Origin of the sequence: Campylobacter sp. B0100352/1 (assembly GCF_020135855.1) — a bacterium.
GTDB lineage: Bacteria > Campylobacterota > Campylobacteria > Campylobacterales > Campylobacteraceae > Campylobacter_D > Campylobacter_D taeniopygiae.
In genome coordinates this window covers 1-18691 of record NZ_JACHTP010000023.1, presented here as the reverse complement: position 1 = coordinate 18691, position 18691 = coordinate 1, and the positions used below count along the sequence as shown (strand labels likewise).

At 27.4% G+C, this 18691-nt stretch carries 16 protein-coding genes; all 16 read left to right on the top strand.

The genetic code is table 11. The features are described from left to right. Positions 1 to 5 precede the first annotated feature (5 nt). The gene (locus tag H2279_RS07090; RefSeq protein WP_337196070.1) at positions 6 to 953 is read left to right on the top strand and encodes a KpsF/GutQ family sugar-phosphate isomerase; all 948 of its coding nucleotides are present in this window, start codon (positions 6 to 8) and stop codon (positions 951 to 953) included. A 4-nt stretch (positions 954 to 957) separates the two neighbouring features. Then, complete coding sequence (locus H2279_RS07085; protein WP_337196069.1) at positions 958 to 2034, top strand: glycosyltransferase; 1077 nt, start codon at positions 958 to 960, stop codon at positions 2032 to 2034. Continuing rightward, a complete protein-coding gene (locus tag H2279_RS07080) occupies positions 2024 to 3055 on the top strand; it encodes a glycosyltransferase family 2 protein (protein WP_337196068.1) in 1032 nt (343 codons plus the stop codon). Before H2279_RS07085 ends, H2279_RS07080 begins: the two co-directional genes overlap by 11 nt. Further along, positions 3031 to 4437: a glycosyltransferase family 2 protein gene (locus tag H2279_RS07075; protein WP_337196067.1), complete on the top strand. Its 1407-nt coding sequence runs from the start codon at positions 3031 to 3033 to the stop codon at positions 4435 to 4437. The genes H2279_RS07080 and H2279_RS07075 overlap by 25 nt, the downstream gene beginning before the upstream one ends. Next, entirely contained in the window at positions 4391 to 5347 is a 957-nt protein-coding gene (locus tag H2279_RS07070; protein ID WP_337196066.1) for a UDP-glucuronic acid decarboxylase family protein, read from the top strand. Before H2279_RS07075 ends, H2279_RS07070 begins: the two co-directional genes overlap by 47 nt. A gap of 3 nt (positions 5348 to 5350) precedes the next feature. Continuing rightward, positions 5351 to 6649, top strand: a complete 1299-nt coding sequence (locus H2279_RS07065; protein WP_337196065.1) for a UDP-glucose dehydrogenase family protein — start codon at positions 5351 to 5353, stop codon at positions 6647 to 6649. Continuing rightward, positions 6646 to 7614, top strand: coding sequence for a UDP-glucose 4-epimerase GalE (gene galE, locus H2279_RS07060; RefSeq protein ID WP_337196064.1), 969 nt, complete (start codon positions 6646 to 6648; stop codon positions 7612 to 7614). Before H2279_RS07065 ends, galE begins: the two co-directional genes overlap by 4 nt. Beyond that, positions 7614 to 8738: a UDP-galactopyranose mutase gene (gene glf, locus H2279_RS07055; protein ID WP_337196063.1), complete on the top strand. Its 1125-nt coding sequence runs from the start codon at positions 7614 to 7616 to the stop codon at positions 8736 to 8738. The genes galE and glf overlap by 1 nt, the downstream gene beginning before the upstream one ends. Beyond that, complete coding sequence (locus H2279_RS07050) at positions 8735 to 11638, top strand: HAD-IA family hydrolase (RefSeq protein ID WP_337196062.1); 2904 nt, start codon at positions 8735 to 8737, stop codon at positions 11636 to 11638. The genes glf and H2279_RS07050 overlap by 4 nt, the downstream gene beginning before the upstream one ends. Next, entirely contained in the window at positions 11635 to 13482 is a 1848-nt protein-coding gene (locus H2279_RS07045; protein WP_337196061.1) for a hypothetical protein, read from the top strand. The genes H2279_RS07050 and H2279_RS07045 overlap by 4 nt, the downstream gene beginning before the upstream one ends. 21 nt (positions 13483 to 13503) lie before the next feature. Beyond that, complete coding sequence (locus H2279_RS07040) at positions 13504 to 14049, top strand: dTDP-4-dehydrorhamnose 3,5-epimerase family protein (protein WP_337196060.1); 546 nt, start codon at positions 13504 to 13506, stop codon at positions 14047 to 14049. Next, positions 14046 to 15098, top strand: coding sequence for a GDP-L-fucose synthase family protein (locus H2279_RS07035; protein ID WP_337196059.1), 1053 nt, complete (start codon positions 14046 to 14048; stop codon positions 15096 to 15098). The genes H2279_RS07040 and H2279_RS07035 overlap by 4 nt, the downstream gene beginning before the upstream one ends. A gap of 280 nt (positions 15099 to 15378) precedes the next feature. Then, entirely contained in the window at positions 15379 to 16410 is a 1032-nt protein-coding gene (locus tag H2279_RS07030) for a GDP-mannose 4,6-dehydratase (protein WP_337196081.1), read from the top strand. 8 nt (positions 16411 to 16418) lie between these two features. Beyond that, on the top strand, positions 16419 to 17438 hold the full coding sequence (gene hddA / locus H2279_RS07025) for a D-glycero-D-manno-heptose 7-phosphate kinase (protein ID WP_337196058.1): 1020 nt from the start codon (positions 16419 to 16421) through the stop codon (positions 17436 to 17438). After that, the gene (gmhA2, locus tag H2279_RS07020) at positions 17426 to 18025 is read left to right on the top strand and encodes a D-sedoheptulose 7-phosphate isomerase (protein WP_337196057.1); all 600 of its coding nucleotides are present in this window, start codon (positions 17426 to 17428) and stop codon (positions 18023 to 18025) included. The genes hddA and gmhA2 overlap by 13 nt, the downstream gene beginning before the upstream one ends. Beyond that, positions 18022 to 18690: a D-glycero-D-manno-heptose 1-phosphate guanosyltransferase gene (hddC, locus tag H2279_RS07015; RefSeq protein WP_337196056.1), complete on the top strand. Its 669-nt coding sequence runs from the start codon at positions 18022 to 18024 to the stop codon at positions 18688 to 18690. Before gmhA2 ends, hddC begins: the two co-directional genes overlap by 4 nt. Position 18691 lies beyond the last annotated feature (1 nt).

The window sequence follows — 18691 nt, the reverse complement described above, 5'->3', positions numbered from 1 at the left end:
TTTTTATGGAAGCGATTGAAATTGCAAAGGAAGTTTTTAAAATAGAAGCTGAGTCTATATTTGATTTGACTTCTCATTTGAATGAAGATTTTAATCAAGCGATTCAATTTATTATTCAAGCCAAGGGAAGATGTATAGTTAGCGGTATGGGAAAATCAGGCCACATAGGTGCCAAAATCGCAGCGACTTTAGCAAGTACGGGAACCCCTAGCTTTTTTATCCATCCTGGGGAAGCTTTGCATGGTGATCTTGGTATGATGACTCCAGAAGATGTTTTAATCGCTATTTCAAATTCAGGTGAAACTGAAGAGCTTTTAAAAATCATCCCTGTTATTAAAAGAAGAAAAATCACCCTTATAGCAATGACAGGTAATTTAAATTCCACTCTAGCAAAGCAAGCTGATGTTTGTTTGGATATTTCAGTTAAAAAAGAGGCTTGTCCTCTTAAACTTGCCCCTATGTCTTCAACAACGGCAACATTAGTAATGGGCGATGCTTTAGCAGCTGTTTTGATGAAAATGAAAAATTTTAAACCTGATGATTTTGCCCTTTTTCATCCAGGTGGAAGCCTAGGACGTAAGCTTTTGACAAAGGTAAAAGATCTTATGGTTTCAAAAAATCTTCCTATTGTACATCCAGATACTGAATTTAATGATCTTGTCAATGTGATGACAAGCGGAAAACTTGGACTTTGTGTTGTTATAGAAAATGAGAAGTTGGTTGGAATCATTACCGATGGGGATTTACGTCGAGCTTTAAAAATGAGTGATAAGCCAAGATTTGATTTTAAAGCAAAAGAGATTATGAGTGACAATCCAAAAGTTATCGATGCGGATGCTATGGCAAGCGAGGCTGAAGAATTGATGTTAAAACACAAGATTAAAGAAATTGTTGTAGGGCAAGAGGGTAAAGTAGTAGGAATCATCCAGCTTTATGCTATAGGAAATGTGTGATTTAATGTCCCCCATTTTATCTATAATCATCCCTTTTGGCTTAAGCAAGGAAAGAGCTTATATACAAGATAGAGTCATGCAAAAAGCTACTCGCTTAAAGAGTGATGAAAAAATAGAATATATTTTTGTTGAGGGTTATTCTTCATTAGAAAGTAATCTAAAGCAAATCATAGAAGAAAATGGTCATATTTATTTAAAAGATGAATCTCAAAAAGATTTTTTTTCTCAAGGAAAATGTAGAAATTTAGGTGCTTGTTTTGCAAATGCTCAAGTGATTATGTTTTTAGATGTTGATTGTTATGTTAGTCCCTTTTCTTTAGAAAAGATTTTAAATCTTATTAAGATTAAAAATATTGCGCAATGCATTAATGAATTTTTAGTCTTGCCTGTGGTGTATTTAACCAAAGAGGGGAGTGATAAAATTTATAAAGAAGAGGAAAAATTATGGGATGATATTATTAAGCATGATTTAATCAGCGGAAAAAGGAACTTGGTTCATTTTTATTCCTTTGTTTCAAGTGCTACTATTGTTAATAAATATAACTTTTTAAATCTAGGCGGTTATAGTGAAGAATTTATAGGGCATAGTTACGAAGATTTTGATTTTTTAGCAAGATTAATTTTTTATTCAGCAACGTGTGAAAAAACTCCAAAAGCTCTTTGTTATGATGAAGGAAATTGGAATATAAGTAGTTTTAGAGGTTTTAGAGCATGGTTTTCTTTGTTTGGTTATGAGATGAGCTTTCATGGAATTTATATGTTTCATTTTTATCATGAAGAGCCAAATCAAAATCATTACATGTCAAATAGACACAAAAATCATAAAAAATTTTATACAAATTTGGCAAATTTAAAAAAAAGTCAAATAAAATCTTTTTATGATAATATACCTAATGACATTAAAATAAATTTTGATAAAAAAAACATACCTTTAACTTCTTTAGTTTATAGTCAGTACTTATATGAAATTCGAACTAAAAATAATTTTTTCAATTTTTTCAATTTTTTTCTGGTGAAATTTTCACACACCAAACTTTATAGAAAAATTAATTTTTTTTTAAAGAAAATAAATGAAACCTAAAATTAGTATTATTGTTCCAGTATATAATAATATCAAATATATTAAAGAGTGTATAGATTCAATTTTAAATCAAACTTTTTTAGAATTAGAGATAATATGTGTTGATGCTAATTCTAACGATGGAACTTTAGAATTTTTGAGAAATATTTCAAAAAAATACAATCATGTCAAGTTAATTATTTCGGAAAAAAAAAGCCTTGGATATCAGTTAAATTTAGGGATAGAACATGCACAGGGAGATTATTTTTGCATAGTTGAAAGTGATGATTATATTGCAAATAATATGTGTGAAAAATTATATATTTTGATAACACAATATAAAGTAGATATCGTTAAAGCTGATATTTTAAGTTTTAAAAGATCTTTTTTTGGAAGGAAATATACTTATAAATATATCTCTAATGATAAAAATTTATATAATAAAGTTTTAAATGCAAATGACCGTGATGTTATTATTAAAAAAACATGGAACATGAATCAAAGTTCTATTTTTAATATAGACTTTGTTAGAAAAAATAACATTAAAGCTAATGAAACTTTTGGAGCATCTTATCAAGATTTTGGTTTGTGGTTTTGGTTGTGTTGTTTTTATAAAAAAATTTATTTTCATAATGAAGCTTTTTATTATTATAGAGAAGATAATATAAATTCATCTTCAAATAATAAAGAAAAAGTTTATTGTGTTTGTGATGAATGTGATTTTATAGAGCAAAATATTATTAGTGATAACGATCAGCTTAGAAACATTTTTTATTATGCTAAATTTAAAATTTATATTTGGAATTTATATAGAATTGAAAAAAAATATAGATTAGATTTTTTAAAAAAAATGGCCAATGATTTTTTTCAGGTATCAAAAGAAAATTTATCTTTGTTTGGTCAAAATGATTTAAAAATTTTAAAACAAATTACTTATGATCCAAATTTATATTGTAAAAAAATAAATAGTGTTTTTGACAAATTTAAAAAAATCTTTTTAAGATATAAAAGGAAAATATGCAAAGCAAAACAGTTGGCGTAGTTATACCAATATATAATGTACAAGATTATTTAAAAGAATGTTTAGATAGTGTTATCAATCAAACTTATAAAAACTTACAAGTTGTTTTAGTCAATGATGGAAGCACTGATAAAAATTCATTAAACATTGCTAAAGAATATACTTTAAAAGATGAAAGATTTATATTATTTGATAAAAAAAATGGCGGACATAGTAGCGCAAAAAATGTAGGCATAGAATATTTCAGTAAAGAATATGAACTTAAAAATATCACTAGTGATATTAAAGAAAATTCTTTAATAGAATTTAGCATAGAAGGGAATAATGAAATATATAAAGTCTATAAAAGTTCTAAATTCTTTAAAAATGAAAATGAACTTTTAAATTTTCAAGCTCCAGATATAGATTATATTATCTTTTTAGATAGTGATGATTATTGGGAATTAAACTGTATAGAAGAATGTGTCCCTAGAATGGATGGGGCTAATGTAGTTTGGTTTGATTTTCAACCAGAAATAGAGAATAATTTTAAAAAACAATTTAAAACAGAAATGGAGGTTTTAGATTGTAAAAATGAAGAAATTATTTCTACAAAAGATTGGCTTGAAATTTGCGAGAAAAAAAAATATTTATTTTGGTTTGCGTGGCAAGGAATGATCGAATTTAAAGCACTTTTGCGATCTAAATTAAAATTTATCGATAAAATCATACATGAAGATCATCATTTTGGAATTTGTTTATTTTCATCCATTGAAAAAATTTATATATATCCTCAAAAAAAGTATCATTATAGAGTAAGAAAAAATAGTGTAAGCCATCAAAATAAATTTCATGTAGATAAAACATCTTATTTATATGATTTATTTCAGGAATTTCGAGATGATATTTATGAATTTAAAAATTATCAATTAGCTATGAATTGGGCTTTTACTTTATCGCATATGGTTGATTTTTTATCTTTAAACAATTATGAAAAGGTTGAAAAAGTATTTTTAAGTCAGGTATTAAGCAAGGCTTTAAGGGTACTATTTCTAACAAAAGATCCTTATAATTTGATTGAAATTTTAAAGATTTATAAAAATTATTTTTTAAAATATCAAATCAGCAAAGAAGAATTTATCAGAAATTCTTTAGAATATCAAATAGGCTATTTAATATTAAAAAATAATATTTTCAACGTAAATGAAGTTATAAAAAGATATAATTCGCAAGTTAAAAAAAATCAAAATTATATAAGAGAATTTTCTATTCAATTTCTAGAAGATAAACACGATTTTGACACCCAAAAGATAAAAAAACATCTTTCTTATAGATTAGGAAAATTTTTATGCAAAATAGTACTTTTTGGAGGAAAAAATGAAAACGATATTGGTAACTGGCGGAAGTGGTTTTGTCGGATCTAATTTATGCCAAAGACTCATTGAAAATGGTGATAAGGTTATATGTGTTGATAATAACTATACAGGAAGAATGAGTAATATAAAAAAATTATTAGAAAATCCAAATTTTACATTTATCGAACATGATATTTGTGATATTTTAGAAATTGGTGAAAAAATAGATCAAATTTACAATCTCGCCTGTCCAGCTTCTCCGCCAGCTTATCAAGGTAAATATGCCATAAAAACAACTAAAACTTGCGTACTTGGAATTTTAAATATGCTTGAGCTTGCAAAAAAACATAATGCAACTATTTTACAAGGTTCAACTTCTGAAGTATATGGCGATCCGATCATGCATCCCCAAAGCGAAAGTTATAGAGGAAATGTAAATCCTATAGGCATTAGAGCTTGCTATGATGAGGGAAAAAGGTGTGCAGAAAGTTTGATGTTTGATTATCATAGACATGAAAATGTTGACATAAAAGTGATTAGAATTTTTAACACCTATGGGCCAAATATGGATCCTAATGATGGTAGGGTTGTGAGTAATTTTATTTGTCAAGCTTTAAGTGGCAAAGATATCACTGTTTATGGAGATGGCACTCAAACAAGATCGTTTTGTTATATTGATGATCTTATTGATATTATGATAAAAGTTATGAATAGTGATAAAGAATTTATTGGTCCGATCAATACGGGAAACCCAGGCGAATTTACCATCAAAGAGCTTGCTCAAAAAGTTATTGAAAAAATAAATTCAAAATCACAAATTATTTATAAAGATCTACCTTTAGATGATCCAACCCAAAGGCGTCCTGATATTACTCTAGCAAAAGATAAATTCCAATGGGAACCAAAAATAAAATTAGATGAGGGTTTGGATAAAACTATAGAATATTTTAAAACTTGCATTCATGAATTTAGGGGTTAATTGATGAATATATGTATTATTGGAACGGGTTATGTAGGACTTCCAAGTGGTGCTTGTTTTGCAGAGCTTGGAAATAATGTGATTTGTGTTGATATAGATGAGAAAAAAATCAATGAATTAAATAATGGAAAAATCACTCTTTATGAAGAAGGATTAGAAGAGATTTTTTTAAGAAATTTAGAAAACAAGAAATTAAAATTTACTACTTCTATTAAAGAGGGTTTGAAAAATGCTGATTTGATTCTTATTGCTGTTGGAACTCCTCCGCATCCATTAACAAAAGAAGCTGATTTAAAGTATATCTATGCTGCTGTAAGAGATATCGCAAAAAATTTAGATCATTACGCTGTAATAGCTACAAAATCAACAGTTCCAGTGGGTACAGGAGATGAGATAGAAAAAATTCTTTTGCAAGAAAATCCAAATGCTCAATTTGATGTTATTTCTTTACCGGAATTTTTAAGAGAAGGTTTTGCGGTGTGTGATTTTTTTAATCCTGATCGTATCGTAGTGGGATTAAATTCTCAAAAACCTAAAAAAGTTATAGAAGAATTATACGCTCCATTTAAAAATAAGAGTCAAATTTTATTTGTTAATAGAAGATCTTCTGAAACAATCAAATATGCTTCTAATGCTTTTTTAGCGATAAAAATTCATTATATCAATGAGATGGCAGATTTTTGCGAAAAAACAGGAGCTGATATCTTAGAGGTTGCAAAAGGTATGGGGCTTGATAATAGAATAGGAAATAGATTCTTAAATCCAGGCCCAGGATACGGTGGTTCTTGTTTTCCTAAAGATACTCAAGCCATGGCTTTTATGGGTAAGAAAAATGATGTTAATTTGAGTTTAATTGATTCTGCGATTAAAGGCAATGAAGAAAGAAAAGACAAAATCGCTCAAAAAATCTTATCTTACATCGATGATTTAAAAAATGATCAAGTTGCCATTTTAGGACTTGCTTTTAAAGATGGTACAGATGATTGTAGGGAATCTCCAGCTATAGAAATTGTTTCTAAACTTTTAAAAGAGGGTGTTAAAATTCATGCTTATGATCCAAAGGCTATGGAATTAGCTAAAAGTATTTTAAAAGATCAAATAAAATATGCAAAAGATGCTTATGAAGCTATAAAAGATAGCAGCTTGCTTGTTATTTTAACAGAATGGAAAGAATTTAGGGAACTTGACTTAAATCAAATTTCTAGCTTGATGAAACATAAAAAAATTTTAGATTTTAGAAATTTATTGGATAAAGAAAAAGCTTTAGAAGCGGGATTTGTGTATAGCGGAGTTGGAAGATGAAAAACCTTTTAATTGTCGGCGGAGCTGGTTATATAGGATCTTGCACTGTTAAGCATTGTTTAGATCATGGTTATAATTGCATTGTTATTGATAATTTAATTTATGGTCATAAAGAAGCGGTCGATCAAAGAGCTAAATTTATCCATGCTGATTTATTGGATTTGTATTCTTTAAAACAAGTTTTTAAAGATGAAAAAATAGATGCCGTAATTCATTTTGCAGCTTTTGCTTATGTGGGCGAAAGTGTTGTTGATCCTCAAAAATATTATAAAAATAATATTATTGGGACTTTAAATTTATTAAATGTTATGTTAGAGCATAATGTTAAAGATATAGTTTTTTCAAGCACTTGTGCAACCTATGGAGAGCCACAATACACCCCTATAGATGAAAATCATCCACAAAATCCTATTAATGCTTATGGTAGAACTAAACTTATGGTGGAACAGATTTTTAAAGATTATGAAATAGCTTATGGTTTAAGACATATTTCTTTAAGATATTTTAATGCAGCTGGAGCTATGGAAGATATAGGGGAAAGTCATGATCCTGAAACTCATCTTATCCCACTTGTTTTAAAAGCTATTAAGGGCGAAATAGAGTGCATTAATGTTTTTGGAACGGATTATGATACAGAAGATGGGACATGTATAAGAGATTATATACATATAGAAGATCTTGCTAGTGCTCATCGTTTGGCTTTAGAAAATTTAAGTCAATATAGTGGTTGTATCAATTTAGGAACAGGGGTGGGGACTAGTGTAAAAGAGATTATACAAGCAGCCGAGGAGGTTAGCGGTAAAAAATGTCCCATAAGGTATGCCTCAAGAAGAGCAGGGGATCCCGCGAAATTATTCGCTGATAATAAAAAAGCAAAGGAAATTTTAGGCTGGGAAATAAAATATAAAGATATTAAAGATATTGTCAAAACAGCTTGGGAATGGGAAATAAATAGGAAATTTTAATGGAGAAAATAAAAAATTTAATCGTTGGTAGCGGCTTAAGTGGTGCAGTATTGGCAAGAAAGATAGCCGAGGAAAAAAAAGAAAAAGTTTTAATAATCGATAGAAGAAATCATATCGGTGGCAATGTGTATGATTATAAAGATCAAGAAACCAATATCACTATCCATAAATATGGTCCTCATGTTTTTCATACAAGCATAAAAGAAGTTTGGGATTTTTTAAGTCGCTTTACAAAGTGGCATTATTTTTTTTACAAAGTCAGAGCTTATATTGATGGAAAAGAGGTTAATATTCCTTTTAATTTGGACAGCTTATATAAGGTTTTTCCTAAAAAAATAGCTTTTAATTTAGAAGAAAAACTTTTAAAATGCTATGAATTTGATACAAAAACCACTATTTTAGAATTGCGAAATTCTAAAGATGAAGATTTAAAATTTCTAGCTGAATATATTTATAAAAAAGTTTTTTTAGGTTATACAAGCAAGCAATGGGGTGTTGATCCTGAACATATTGATGCGAGTGTGAGTGCTAGAGTGCCTATATACATTAGCAAAGATGATAGATATTTTCAAGATACTTATCAGGCTATACCTAAGGAAGGTTATACTAAGATGGTAGAGAATATTCTTGATCATTCTTTAATAGAGCTTAGATTAAATGTAGATTTTAAAGAGGCAAAAAAAGAGCTGGACTATGAAAATCTTTTTTATACGGGCGCTATCGATGAATTTTTTGATTATAAATTTGGAAAGTTGCCTTATAGAAGCTTAGATATCAAATTTGAAAAATACGATAAAGAATATATGCAACCATGTGCACAAATGAATTATCCTAATAATTTTGATTTTACAAGAAGTGTTGAGTATAAATATTATCTTGATGAGAAATCAGAAAAAACAATACTTTCTTATGAGTATCCTTGTGAATTTGAAGAAGGAAAAAATGAAAGATATTATCCTATACCTAATGAAGAAAATCAAAAACTATATGAAAGATATTTGCAAGAGGCAAATGAATTTAAAAATATATATTTTTTAGGAAGATTGGGGGATTATAAATATTATGACATGGATAAGACTGTGGATAGAATTTTGAAATTTGCAAAAACAAAGGAAATTAAATGAAAGAAAATAATAAGCCAAAAATAAAAATTTTAGTAGGTTATCATAAACCAGCAACATTGATAAAAGATGAAGTTTTTACTCCTATACATTTAGGAAGATCTTTGGCTATGCAAGCTTCTAAAGATGGAGAAATGCCTAAGGAAAATTATGAATGGATGTGTGAAAACATGATAGGCGATGATACGGGAGATAACATATCACATTTAAACCGTTATTTGAATGAGTTGACTGGGATTTATTGGGCTTGGAAAAATTATGATACATTGGGTAATCCAGATTATATAGGTTATTATCATTATAGGAGACATTTTATTTTCAATAATAAAATTACTTTACCTCCAGTAGATGGATTAGAAAATTATTTTCATCATTTTGAACATCTTGAACAAAGTTATTTAGAAATTATTAACACTAAAAATATTCACGATTTAAATTTATATGATATGGTTGTGCCTGAACCTTATTTATTGGAAAAAAATGTATTTAAAACAACTACTATAGAAAATGATTTTTCTATATATTGTGAAAGTGTTGATATTTTATATGAATTAGAAAACATGATGAAAGATGATAAAAATTATAAAGAAATTGCAGAATTATTTTTTACAAAAAATTTTTATTATTTTTGCAATATGTTTATAATGAAAAAAAGTATTTTTTTTGAGTATTGTGAATTTTTATTTAATACAGTATTTATACTTTTTAAAAAATTTGAAAAAAAATTATCCGCTTATTCTGACTATAATCAAATGAGAGCTTTAGCTTTTATAGCTGAGCATATTACCACTTTTTACATATTAAAACAAGAAAGCATTCCAAGGAGAATAAAATATGCAAAAATAGGTTTTGTTAAAAATACTATGGATTTAAGGTTAGAATTGGATCTTATAAAAATAAAATTAAAAAATGAAATAAGCAAAAATTCAATAATATCTTTTGATTTATTCGATACTTTTCTTTTGCGTATTTTTTCAAAACCCGAAGATATTTTTGAATATTTGGAATCTTATTTTAAGATTGACGGATTTAAAAAAAAACGTATGGATGCTGAAATTTTAGCTAGAAAATCCTTAGGACATTATCCTAGTTATGATGACATTTATAATTTTATGGATGAAAAATTTCATCACTTAAAACAATATGAGAAAGAATTAGAATATAAAAATATTTATATAAATCCATTAATGAAAGATATATTTGACTATGCCAAATCTTTAAAGAAGAAAATTATTTTTATAACGGATATGTATTATAATAAAGATTTTTTTACAAATTTATTAACTCAAAATAAAATTTTTGATTATGATAATATATTTATTTCAGGAGAGATTGGAAAAAGTAAAGATGAAGGAGAATTATTTTTATATGTTGCTGAACAATTAAATGCGAAAGGATCTGAAATTTTACATATCGGAGATAATTATATTTCTGATTATTTAAATCCCAAAAAATACAATTGGAATAGTTTTTATATAGATAAGCCTTTAAATTATTTTTTAAAATATGAAAATATATTATCATCTTTTATGTATAGAAATTACACTATAACTTCTAGTTTGATTGTTGGAATGATTTTAAAAAAATATTTTTATTGTAGACACGAAGAGATTAATTATTGGAAAAAAATTGGATATTATTATGGAGGAGCAATATGTTATGCTTTAGCTAATTTTGCTTATTGTGAATCTATGAAAGAAAATTTTAAAGAATTTATTTTTATTGCAAGAGATGGATTTGTTATAAAAAAAATTTTTGATTTAATTCAAAGAAAAAAAAACAATAAAAAAACAATAAAAACACATTATTTACGCGCTCCAAGGATTATAAATCTTATAGTTAATTTAGATTTAGATAACAATTTCTCTTGGGATAAAGCAGGAAGTATTATCAGAATTTTTAGAAAATATATTCCAAATTTTAAAAATATAAATGTAAATAAGCTTTCATATTCAGAAAAAATAAATTTAATTAAGGCTAATTGGCAAGAATTATCAAAAATAAGCAAAATAAAATATTGTAATTATTTAAAATATTTTCAGAAATTTAATTTTCAAAATTCAAAAATAGGATTTTTTGATTTAAGTGCTAATTCTTTTAGTTCAATGAAGACATTGTTGACTTTTTTTCCAAGATCAACAAAGATAATAGGATATTATTGGAATGTTTTATCTGATCAATATTTAGATAAATTTTATTACAAAGCTTTTAATTTGTCCAATAAGTTTTTAGATGATTATATTATTTCAGAACTTCTAATTACTTCTAGTGAATTACCTATTAAAGATATCTCGCTTGAAGGTGATTTTGAATTGATTAAAAATAGTTTAGAGGTTCAAAGGTCAAAGATTGTAAACGAAATTCTTAAGTCGGAATTAGAGTTTGCTAAAGATCTTTTAAATATCTTTGACAATAAATTTGATATAATATTAGATAATAACGTATTAATTGACTATATTAATATTTTCACAAACAATTTATCATTTAATGATAAATATTTTTTAGAGAATATTTATCAGGCAGTTAATGAAGATCATACAAAATATATAAAATTAATATTTTCTAAAAATGATAGTCTTATAGAGTGTAATAAGAATAATGGAGCTGTTTTTAAAATAAAATCTCAACTTTCCTATAAATTAGGTTATGCTTTGGTGCGTTCTCATAGTTTTTTAGATTTTATAAAACTTCCTGTTGTTTTACTTGGTATCATTGTTACACATAAATTCCAATCTAAATTATATAATTTTTTAGAGCTTGAAAAATATTCTGATTACAAAGAAGCTATAAAATTAAAAAATCATCTTTCATATAGATTGGGTAATTTGTTGGTAAAACATCCTTTAAAATTTATTTTTAAATTTTATTTTATAATTTATGATTTTAGGAAAAATAAAAAATGAAAAAAATGAAAAAAATTATTTTAGCCGCAAGAGACGATGGATTTGGAGAAAGAATGTGTTGTCTTTTAAATGCAATGTATATTAGTAAAAAAACTTCATTTAAATTCGGTTTTACTTGGAAAGATAAAAAAGATAGTTTAGTAGAGTTATATACCCAAACAGATAAATTTTTAACTTGTAGTGATACTATTCCTATAGAAGATGTTTTTTCAAAAAAATTTATTAAAAAATATCATTATGATAACTTCGATGGCAGTCCTTTGGATAAAATGTATTTGTTCTATCATAGGAGCATTAATGATTTATCTAAAAAACCTTATGAGTATTCTTGGGGATGGAGATCTTGTCAAGCTAATCTTTCAACTATTTTTAGTGATGTAAGTTGGAAGGAGTATCAAGATATATTAAATCAATGTTGGAATGAAATAGAATTTTCGGATAATTTTAAAGATATTATAGATAAAGCTTATAATAAATCAAGCCAACTTAAAGAATATGTTGGTATTCATATTAGAAGCGGAGATTTAATTTTTGAAGAAAAAGGTTATGCTAGGTGGGTTTGGTTTGCAGCTAATAAGGCTTTGAGTTTTCATTTGGCTTTAGAAATTCTTTCTCGAAAAATTCATGATAATAATATTGTTATATTTACTGATGATATTGAGAGTGGAAAAAAAATAGCTGATTATATAAATAAAAAAAGAACCACAAATTATAAATGTATTTTAGCATATGAACTGTTTGATACAACTCAATCAAGCTCTAATGCTAGAGTGCTATTTGAAATCGTTTTAATGTCTAAAGCTATTGAAATATATTCTTCTGGCGATAGCGGCTTTTCTAGGATGGCGAGTTTCATTGGCAAATCTAAAGTGATTAGTGTATATAAATTATTTAACCTATATCAACAATTAAGTTATCTTAATAAAAATTTAAAAAAACTCATACTTAATAAGCATCAGATGTCTTATTCATATTTTTTATTATTTCTTCGTTCTAGGGAAAAATCACTAACTATAGCAAAACAGATAGAATATTTAAAAAAAGGTTATGAATGGAATAAAGATAACTATATTTTTATTTTATGTGAAATTGATGTATACTTATGTAGCAAGAATTTTGATTGCGCTGATAAACTTTTGGAAGATTCTTTTAATAAATATTCTGAAAAAATTTTGAATTTATTATTGCAAAAATCATATGACTTAAAACGTTATGATAATTTTATTTTATTTTCTTCGTATGCAAAATACAAAAATAAGAATTTTAAAAATATTAATTTAATGCAGTATATTCTATCTATAGATATGTTTCAAAATTTAAATTCTTTGGGGGATTATTATACTTTTGATCAAATTACTTTAATTAACTTGCTTTTAGATAATTATTTTAAAAAAGATATGGAATTTTATTTTAATAAAAAAAATATTAATGTTAAATATAGTATTAATGTTGATTTTGATTTAATATTATTAATAAAGCACAATATTACCGCACGATTTTTTAATAGATTGGATTATAAAATAGGAAAACGTTTTATTGAATCAAATAGTATTAAAAAAATAATATTTTTAATTCCCGATATTTATATAATTTTAAGAGATTATAAATCTTTTTTAAAAGATTATATTGAAAGAAGAAAAAAAGATAATAATTTAAAAATACCACCAATAAAAGATTATAATAATTACGAAAATATTCCTATCTTAAGACAACATCTTTCATACAAAATTGGACGAATATTTATTATTCTATATAAAAGTAAATTTAAGTGGAAAATGTTATTTTTATTTTATTATTTTACAATTATTTATGTAAAATATAAAATTTCTAAAAAGAAAGTATAAATAGAATGTGAGGTAGCAATTATGGCAATAGAATTTGATATACAAGAATCAAAAATTTTAAAAGGAGTTTATATCATAACTCCAAATAAATTTAGAGACTTAAGGGGAGAAATTTGGACAGCTTTTACCAGCGAAGTGATCGATAAGCTTTTGCCAGATGGGCTAAAATTTATACACGATAAATTTATACATTCTAAACACAATGTTATACGTGGCATTCATGGAGATGAAAATACCTTTAAACTTGCAACTTGTGTTTTTGGTGAAATTCATCAGGTTGTGGTTGATTGTAGAAAAGATTCTCCAACTTATTTAAAATATGAAAAATTTATTATCAATCAAGATAATCAAAAGATTATTTTAGTTCCTGCCAGTTTTGGAAATGCTCATTATGTAAGCAGTGCAAGTGCGGTGTATTACTACAAGTGTGCTTACAAGGGTGAATATACAGATGCAGATAAACAATTTACTTACGCTTGGGATGATAAAAGAATAGGTGTAGATTGGCCAACAAATCATCCTATTTTATCTGAACGAGATATTTTAGCTTCAAAGGAAGCTAAATGAATAAAAATTCTAAAATTTATATAGCAGGTCACAGAGGGCTTGTAGGTACCGCTATAATGGAAGAATTGACAAATCAAAGGTATAATAATTTGATTTATAAAACTCATGAAGAACTTGATTTGACTAATCAAAAAGATGTGGTAGATTTTTTCGAAAAAGAAAAACCAGAATATGTTATTTTAGCAGCAGCTAAAGCAGGTGGAATATTAGCAAATAATACTTATAGGGCAGATTTTATTTATGAAAATTTGCAAATTCAAAATAATGTTATCCATTCTTCTTATCTATATAAAGTTAAAAAATTAATTTTCATAGCCTCTACTGTTATTTACCCAAAAAACACTTCTTTGCCAACCAAAGAATTGCAAATGCTAAGCGGAGAATTAGAATTCACAAATAAGCCATATTCTATTGCAAAAATTGCTGGATTAGTTATGTGTGAATCTTACAATATACAATATAAAACCAATTTTATTGCTTTAGCTCCTATTAATTTATATGGAAATAATGATAAATTTGATTTAGAAAAATCTCATGTAATGCCTGCTCTAGTAAGAAAATTTCATTTAGCAAAATTGCTAAATGAAAAAAAATATGATGAAGTATTAAAAGATTTAAACATAAGCGATCTTCAAAAAGCCACCACTTATCTTAAAAATTTTGGAATCACTGAAAATAGTGTTGAAATTTGGGGTAGCGGTAAGCAAACTAGAGAATTTTTGCACAGTAAAGATTTGGCACAAGCCTGTGTTTACATCATGGAAAATATTAACTTTTCTGATTTGCATGATAAAAATGATAAAGAAATTCAAAATACCCATATTAATATAGGGGTTAATGAAAATATATCCATAAAAGATTTAGCTTTGATGATCAAAGAAATAGTTGGCTTTAAAGGAAATCTTGTTTTTGACACAAGTAAACCAGATGGTTTTAAAGAAAAATTAACAGATTGCTCCAAAATTCATTCTTTAGGCTGGAAACATAAAATTGAACTCGAAGAAGGTATTAGGATGATGTATGATTGGTATTTAAAACAAAAATATTAACTAAATCATAGTATACTTTCCAATAAAATTATTATAAGGAATTAAGATGAGTGATAGTAAAGGTAGCAAAGAAATTGATTTGATTATTAAAAGGCTTGAAAGTTTTAGGTTAAAAGTAGAAAAAAACAAAAAAGGATATGCCGAAAGATATGATATTTAGTGGAATGTTAAATAATGAAAATATTAAGGACAATATAAATTATTATAGCTCCACTGGAACAACTGTTGTACAAGGTTCAGACGAAGTTAAAATAAAAGAATTGCTCAAGGATTTTGATATATCATGAAAACAGCTTTAATTACAGGTTTTACCGGTCAAGTCGGCTCTCAATTGGCCGATTTTTTACTTGCAAATACAGATTGGGAAGTTATCGGTATGATGCGTTGGCTTGAGCCAATGGATAATATCTATCATCTAAGCGATAGGATCAATAAAAAAGATAGGATTAGCATTTTTTATGCAGATTTAAATGATTATACAAGTTTGCAGAAACTTTTTGAAAGCAAAAGGCCTGATTTTATTTTTCATTTAGCAGCACAATCTTATCCAAAAACTTCTTTTGATTCTCCTATAGAGACTTTACAAACTAATATTATCGGTACAGCAAATATTTTAGAAAATATTAGAATTTTACATCAAAAAGATGGTTATGATCCAGTTATTCATGTTTGCTCTTCAAGCGAAGTTTATGGGCGTGCCAAAGTAGGTGTTAAACTCAATGAAGAAACCTCATTTCACGGAGCAAGTCCTTATAGTATTAGCAAAATTGGCACGGATTATTTAGGAAGATTTTATGGGGAGGCCTATAAACTTAAGACTTTTGTTACAAGAATGGGAACGCATAGTGGCCCAAGAAGAACAGATGTATTTTTTGAAAGCACAGTAGCAAAACAAATTGCTTTGATAGAAGCGGGATTTCAAGAACCAGTTATCAAAGTAGGGAATTTATCGAGTGTTAGAACTTTTCAAGATTGTCGTGATGCTATAAGAGCGTATTATTTACTAGCTCTTGAGAGCGAAAAAGGGAAAGTTCCATGCGGAGAAGCGTTTAATATCGCAGGCGAAGAAGCCTTTAAGCTACCCGAAGTTATTGACATACTTCTTGGTTTTTCTACTAGAAAAGATATCAAAGTTGAACAAGATGAAGAAAGACTTCGCCCTATTGATGCAGATTATCAAATGTTTGACAATACAAAGATTAAAAGCTATATCGATTGGAAGCCAGAAATTCCAGCTAGAAAAATGTTTGAAGATTTACTAAATCACTGGCGTAGCGAGATCGCCAGAGGCAGAATTCCTCTTAATCGTTAAGGTAAGATATGAGGATTATACGTTCACAAACTCCCCTTCGTTTAGGACTTGCAGGAGGGGGAACCGATATTAATTTATATTGTGATAGATACACAGGTTATGTGTTAAATGCAACAGTCTCTCTTTATATTCATTGCACTTTGATAGAAAGAAAAGATCATAAAATCATTTTTGATTCGCCAGATACTAATTCATACGCTGAGTATCAAAGCGAATTAGAGCTTAAAAATGATGGAAATTTAGATATCTTTAAAGCAGTTTATAATCGCATCGTTAAAGATTTTATCAAAAAACCTTTGAGTTTTTCTTTACATACTTATTCTGACGTGCCTAGTGGAAGCGGTTTGGGCGGAAGCTCTACCTTAGTCGTTGGAATCATTACAGCTTTTGTAGAATGGCTTAATTTGCCTTTAGGGGAATATGAGATTGCAAAATTAGCCTTTGAAATCGAACGTGAAGATATGAAGATCGTTGGAGGTGCACAAGATCAATACGCTGCTACTTTTGGTGGCTTTAATTTTATGGAATTTTATGAAAATAAAAGGGTTATTGTTAATCCTTTACGCATTAAAAATTGGATATCAAGTGAACTTGAAGCAAGAACGGTTTTATATTTTACCAATATCACGCGTGAGGCAAAAGATATAGAAGAGCATAAAAAAGGGAAATTGGGTGATGAAAATTCTTTAAATGCTATGCATGCGATTAAGCAAGATGCTTTAGATATGAAAGAAGCTTTATTTAGAGCTGATTTTGAAAAAATAGCACAAATTTTAGGTAAATCTTGGAATTCAAAAAAAATCATCTCTGAAATAGTCAGCAATGATGAGCTTGAAAGAATTTATAAACTCGCTATAGAAAATGGAGCTTATAGCGGAAAAACGAGTGGAGCTGGTGCGGGTGGTTTTATGTTTTTCTTTGTGGATCCTATCAAAAAATATAAACTCATAGAAGCCTTAAATAAAGAACAAGGCTATGTGCAAGATTTTTCATTTACAAAAGAGGGTGCAAAATCATGGAAAATATAAACTCATACATCAAGGGACATTTTAAAGATTCTATTTTAACCAAAGAGCAAATTTTAAAAGATGAAAATTTACTTGAACTTATTAAAAATGTTTCCTTAGAGGTAATAAAAGCTTATAAAAATGGTAATAAAACGCTTATAGCGGGAAATGGCGGTAGTGCGGCTGATGCGCAACATATCGCAGGGGAATTTGTAAGCAGATTTTATTTTGATAGACCGGGGATTACAAGTATAGCACTGACAACGGATACAAGCATTTTAACAGCCATAGGAAATGACTATGGTTATGAAAATATTTTTTCAAGGCAAGTTGAAGCACAGGGTGTAAAAGGGGATGTTTTTATAGGAATTTCAACGAGTGGTAATAGTAAAAATATCTTAAAAGCCTTAGAAAGTTGCAAGAAAAAAGAAATTTTAAGCATAGGATTAACCGGAGAAAGCGGCGGAGCTATGGATAAAATGTGCGATTATTGCATCAAAGTTCCTTCTTCTTGCACTCCAAGAATTCAAGAATCTCACATAGTTATAGGTCATATTATATGTGCTATCGTTGAAGAGGAGCTTTTTGGAAAAGGTTTTGGTATTTGAAAGCTATTGTTTTATGTGGTGGACTTGGTACACGTTTAAAAAGCGTGATAAAAGATATCCCAAAACCTATGGCACCGATAAATAGTAAGCCTTTTTTGGAATTTATTTTTACCTATCTTAAAAAGCAAAAAATTGATGAAATCATTTTGGCAGCTTCTTACAAATATGAAATCATACAAGAGTATTTTAAAGATGAATTTTTAGATATAAAAGTGAGATATAGTATAGAAAAAGAGCCCTTAGGAACCGGTGGGGCGATCAAACAAGCTTTGGAGTTAGTTAAGGAGGATTGTTTGGTTTTAAATGGGGATACCTTTTTTGATATCGATTTGACTAAAATGAAGTTAGATAAAAGTAAAATTTGTCTTGCTTTAAAAAAAATGAATGATTTTGATCGTTATGGATCAGTTGAACTTGATAAAATGGGAAATATCACCTATTTTAAAGAAAAACAGTATCTAAAGCAAGGTTTTATAAACGGTGGAATTTATCTTATCTCAAAAGATATTTTTCAAGATTTTCATTTGGAAAATCAATTTTCTTTTGAAGAATTTTTGCAAGAAAATTATAAAAATTTAAAAGCAAGAGCTGAAATTTTTGAAGATTATTTTATAGATATAGGTATACCTGAGGATTATAAAAGTTTTGATTTTAAAATGCGTTAAG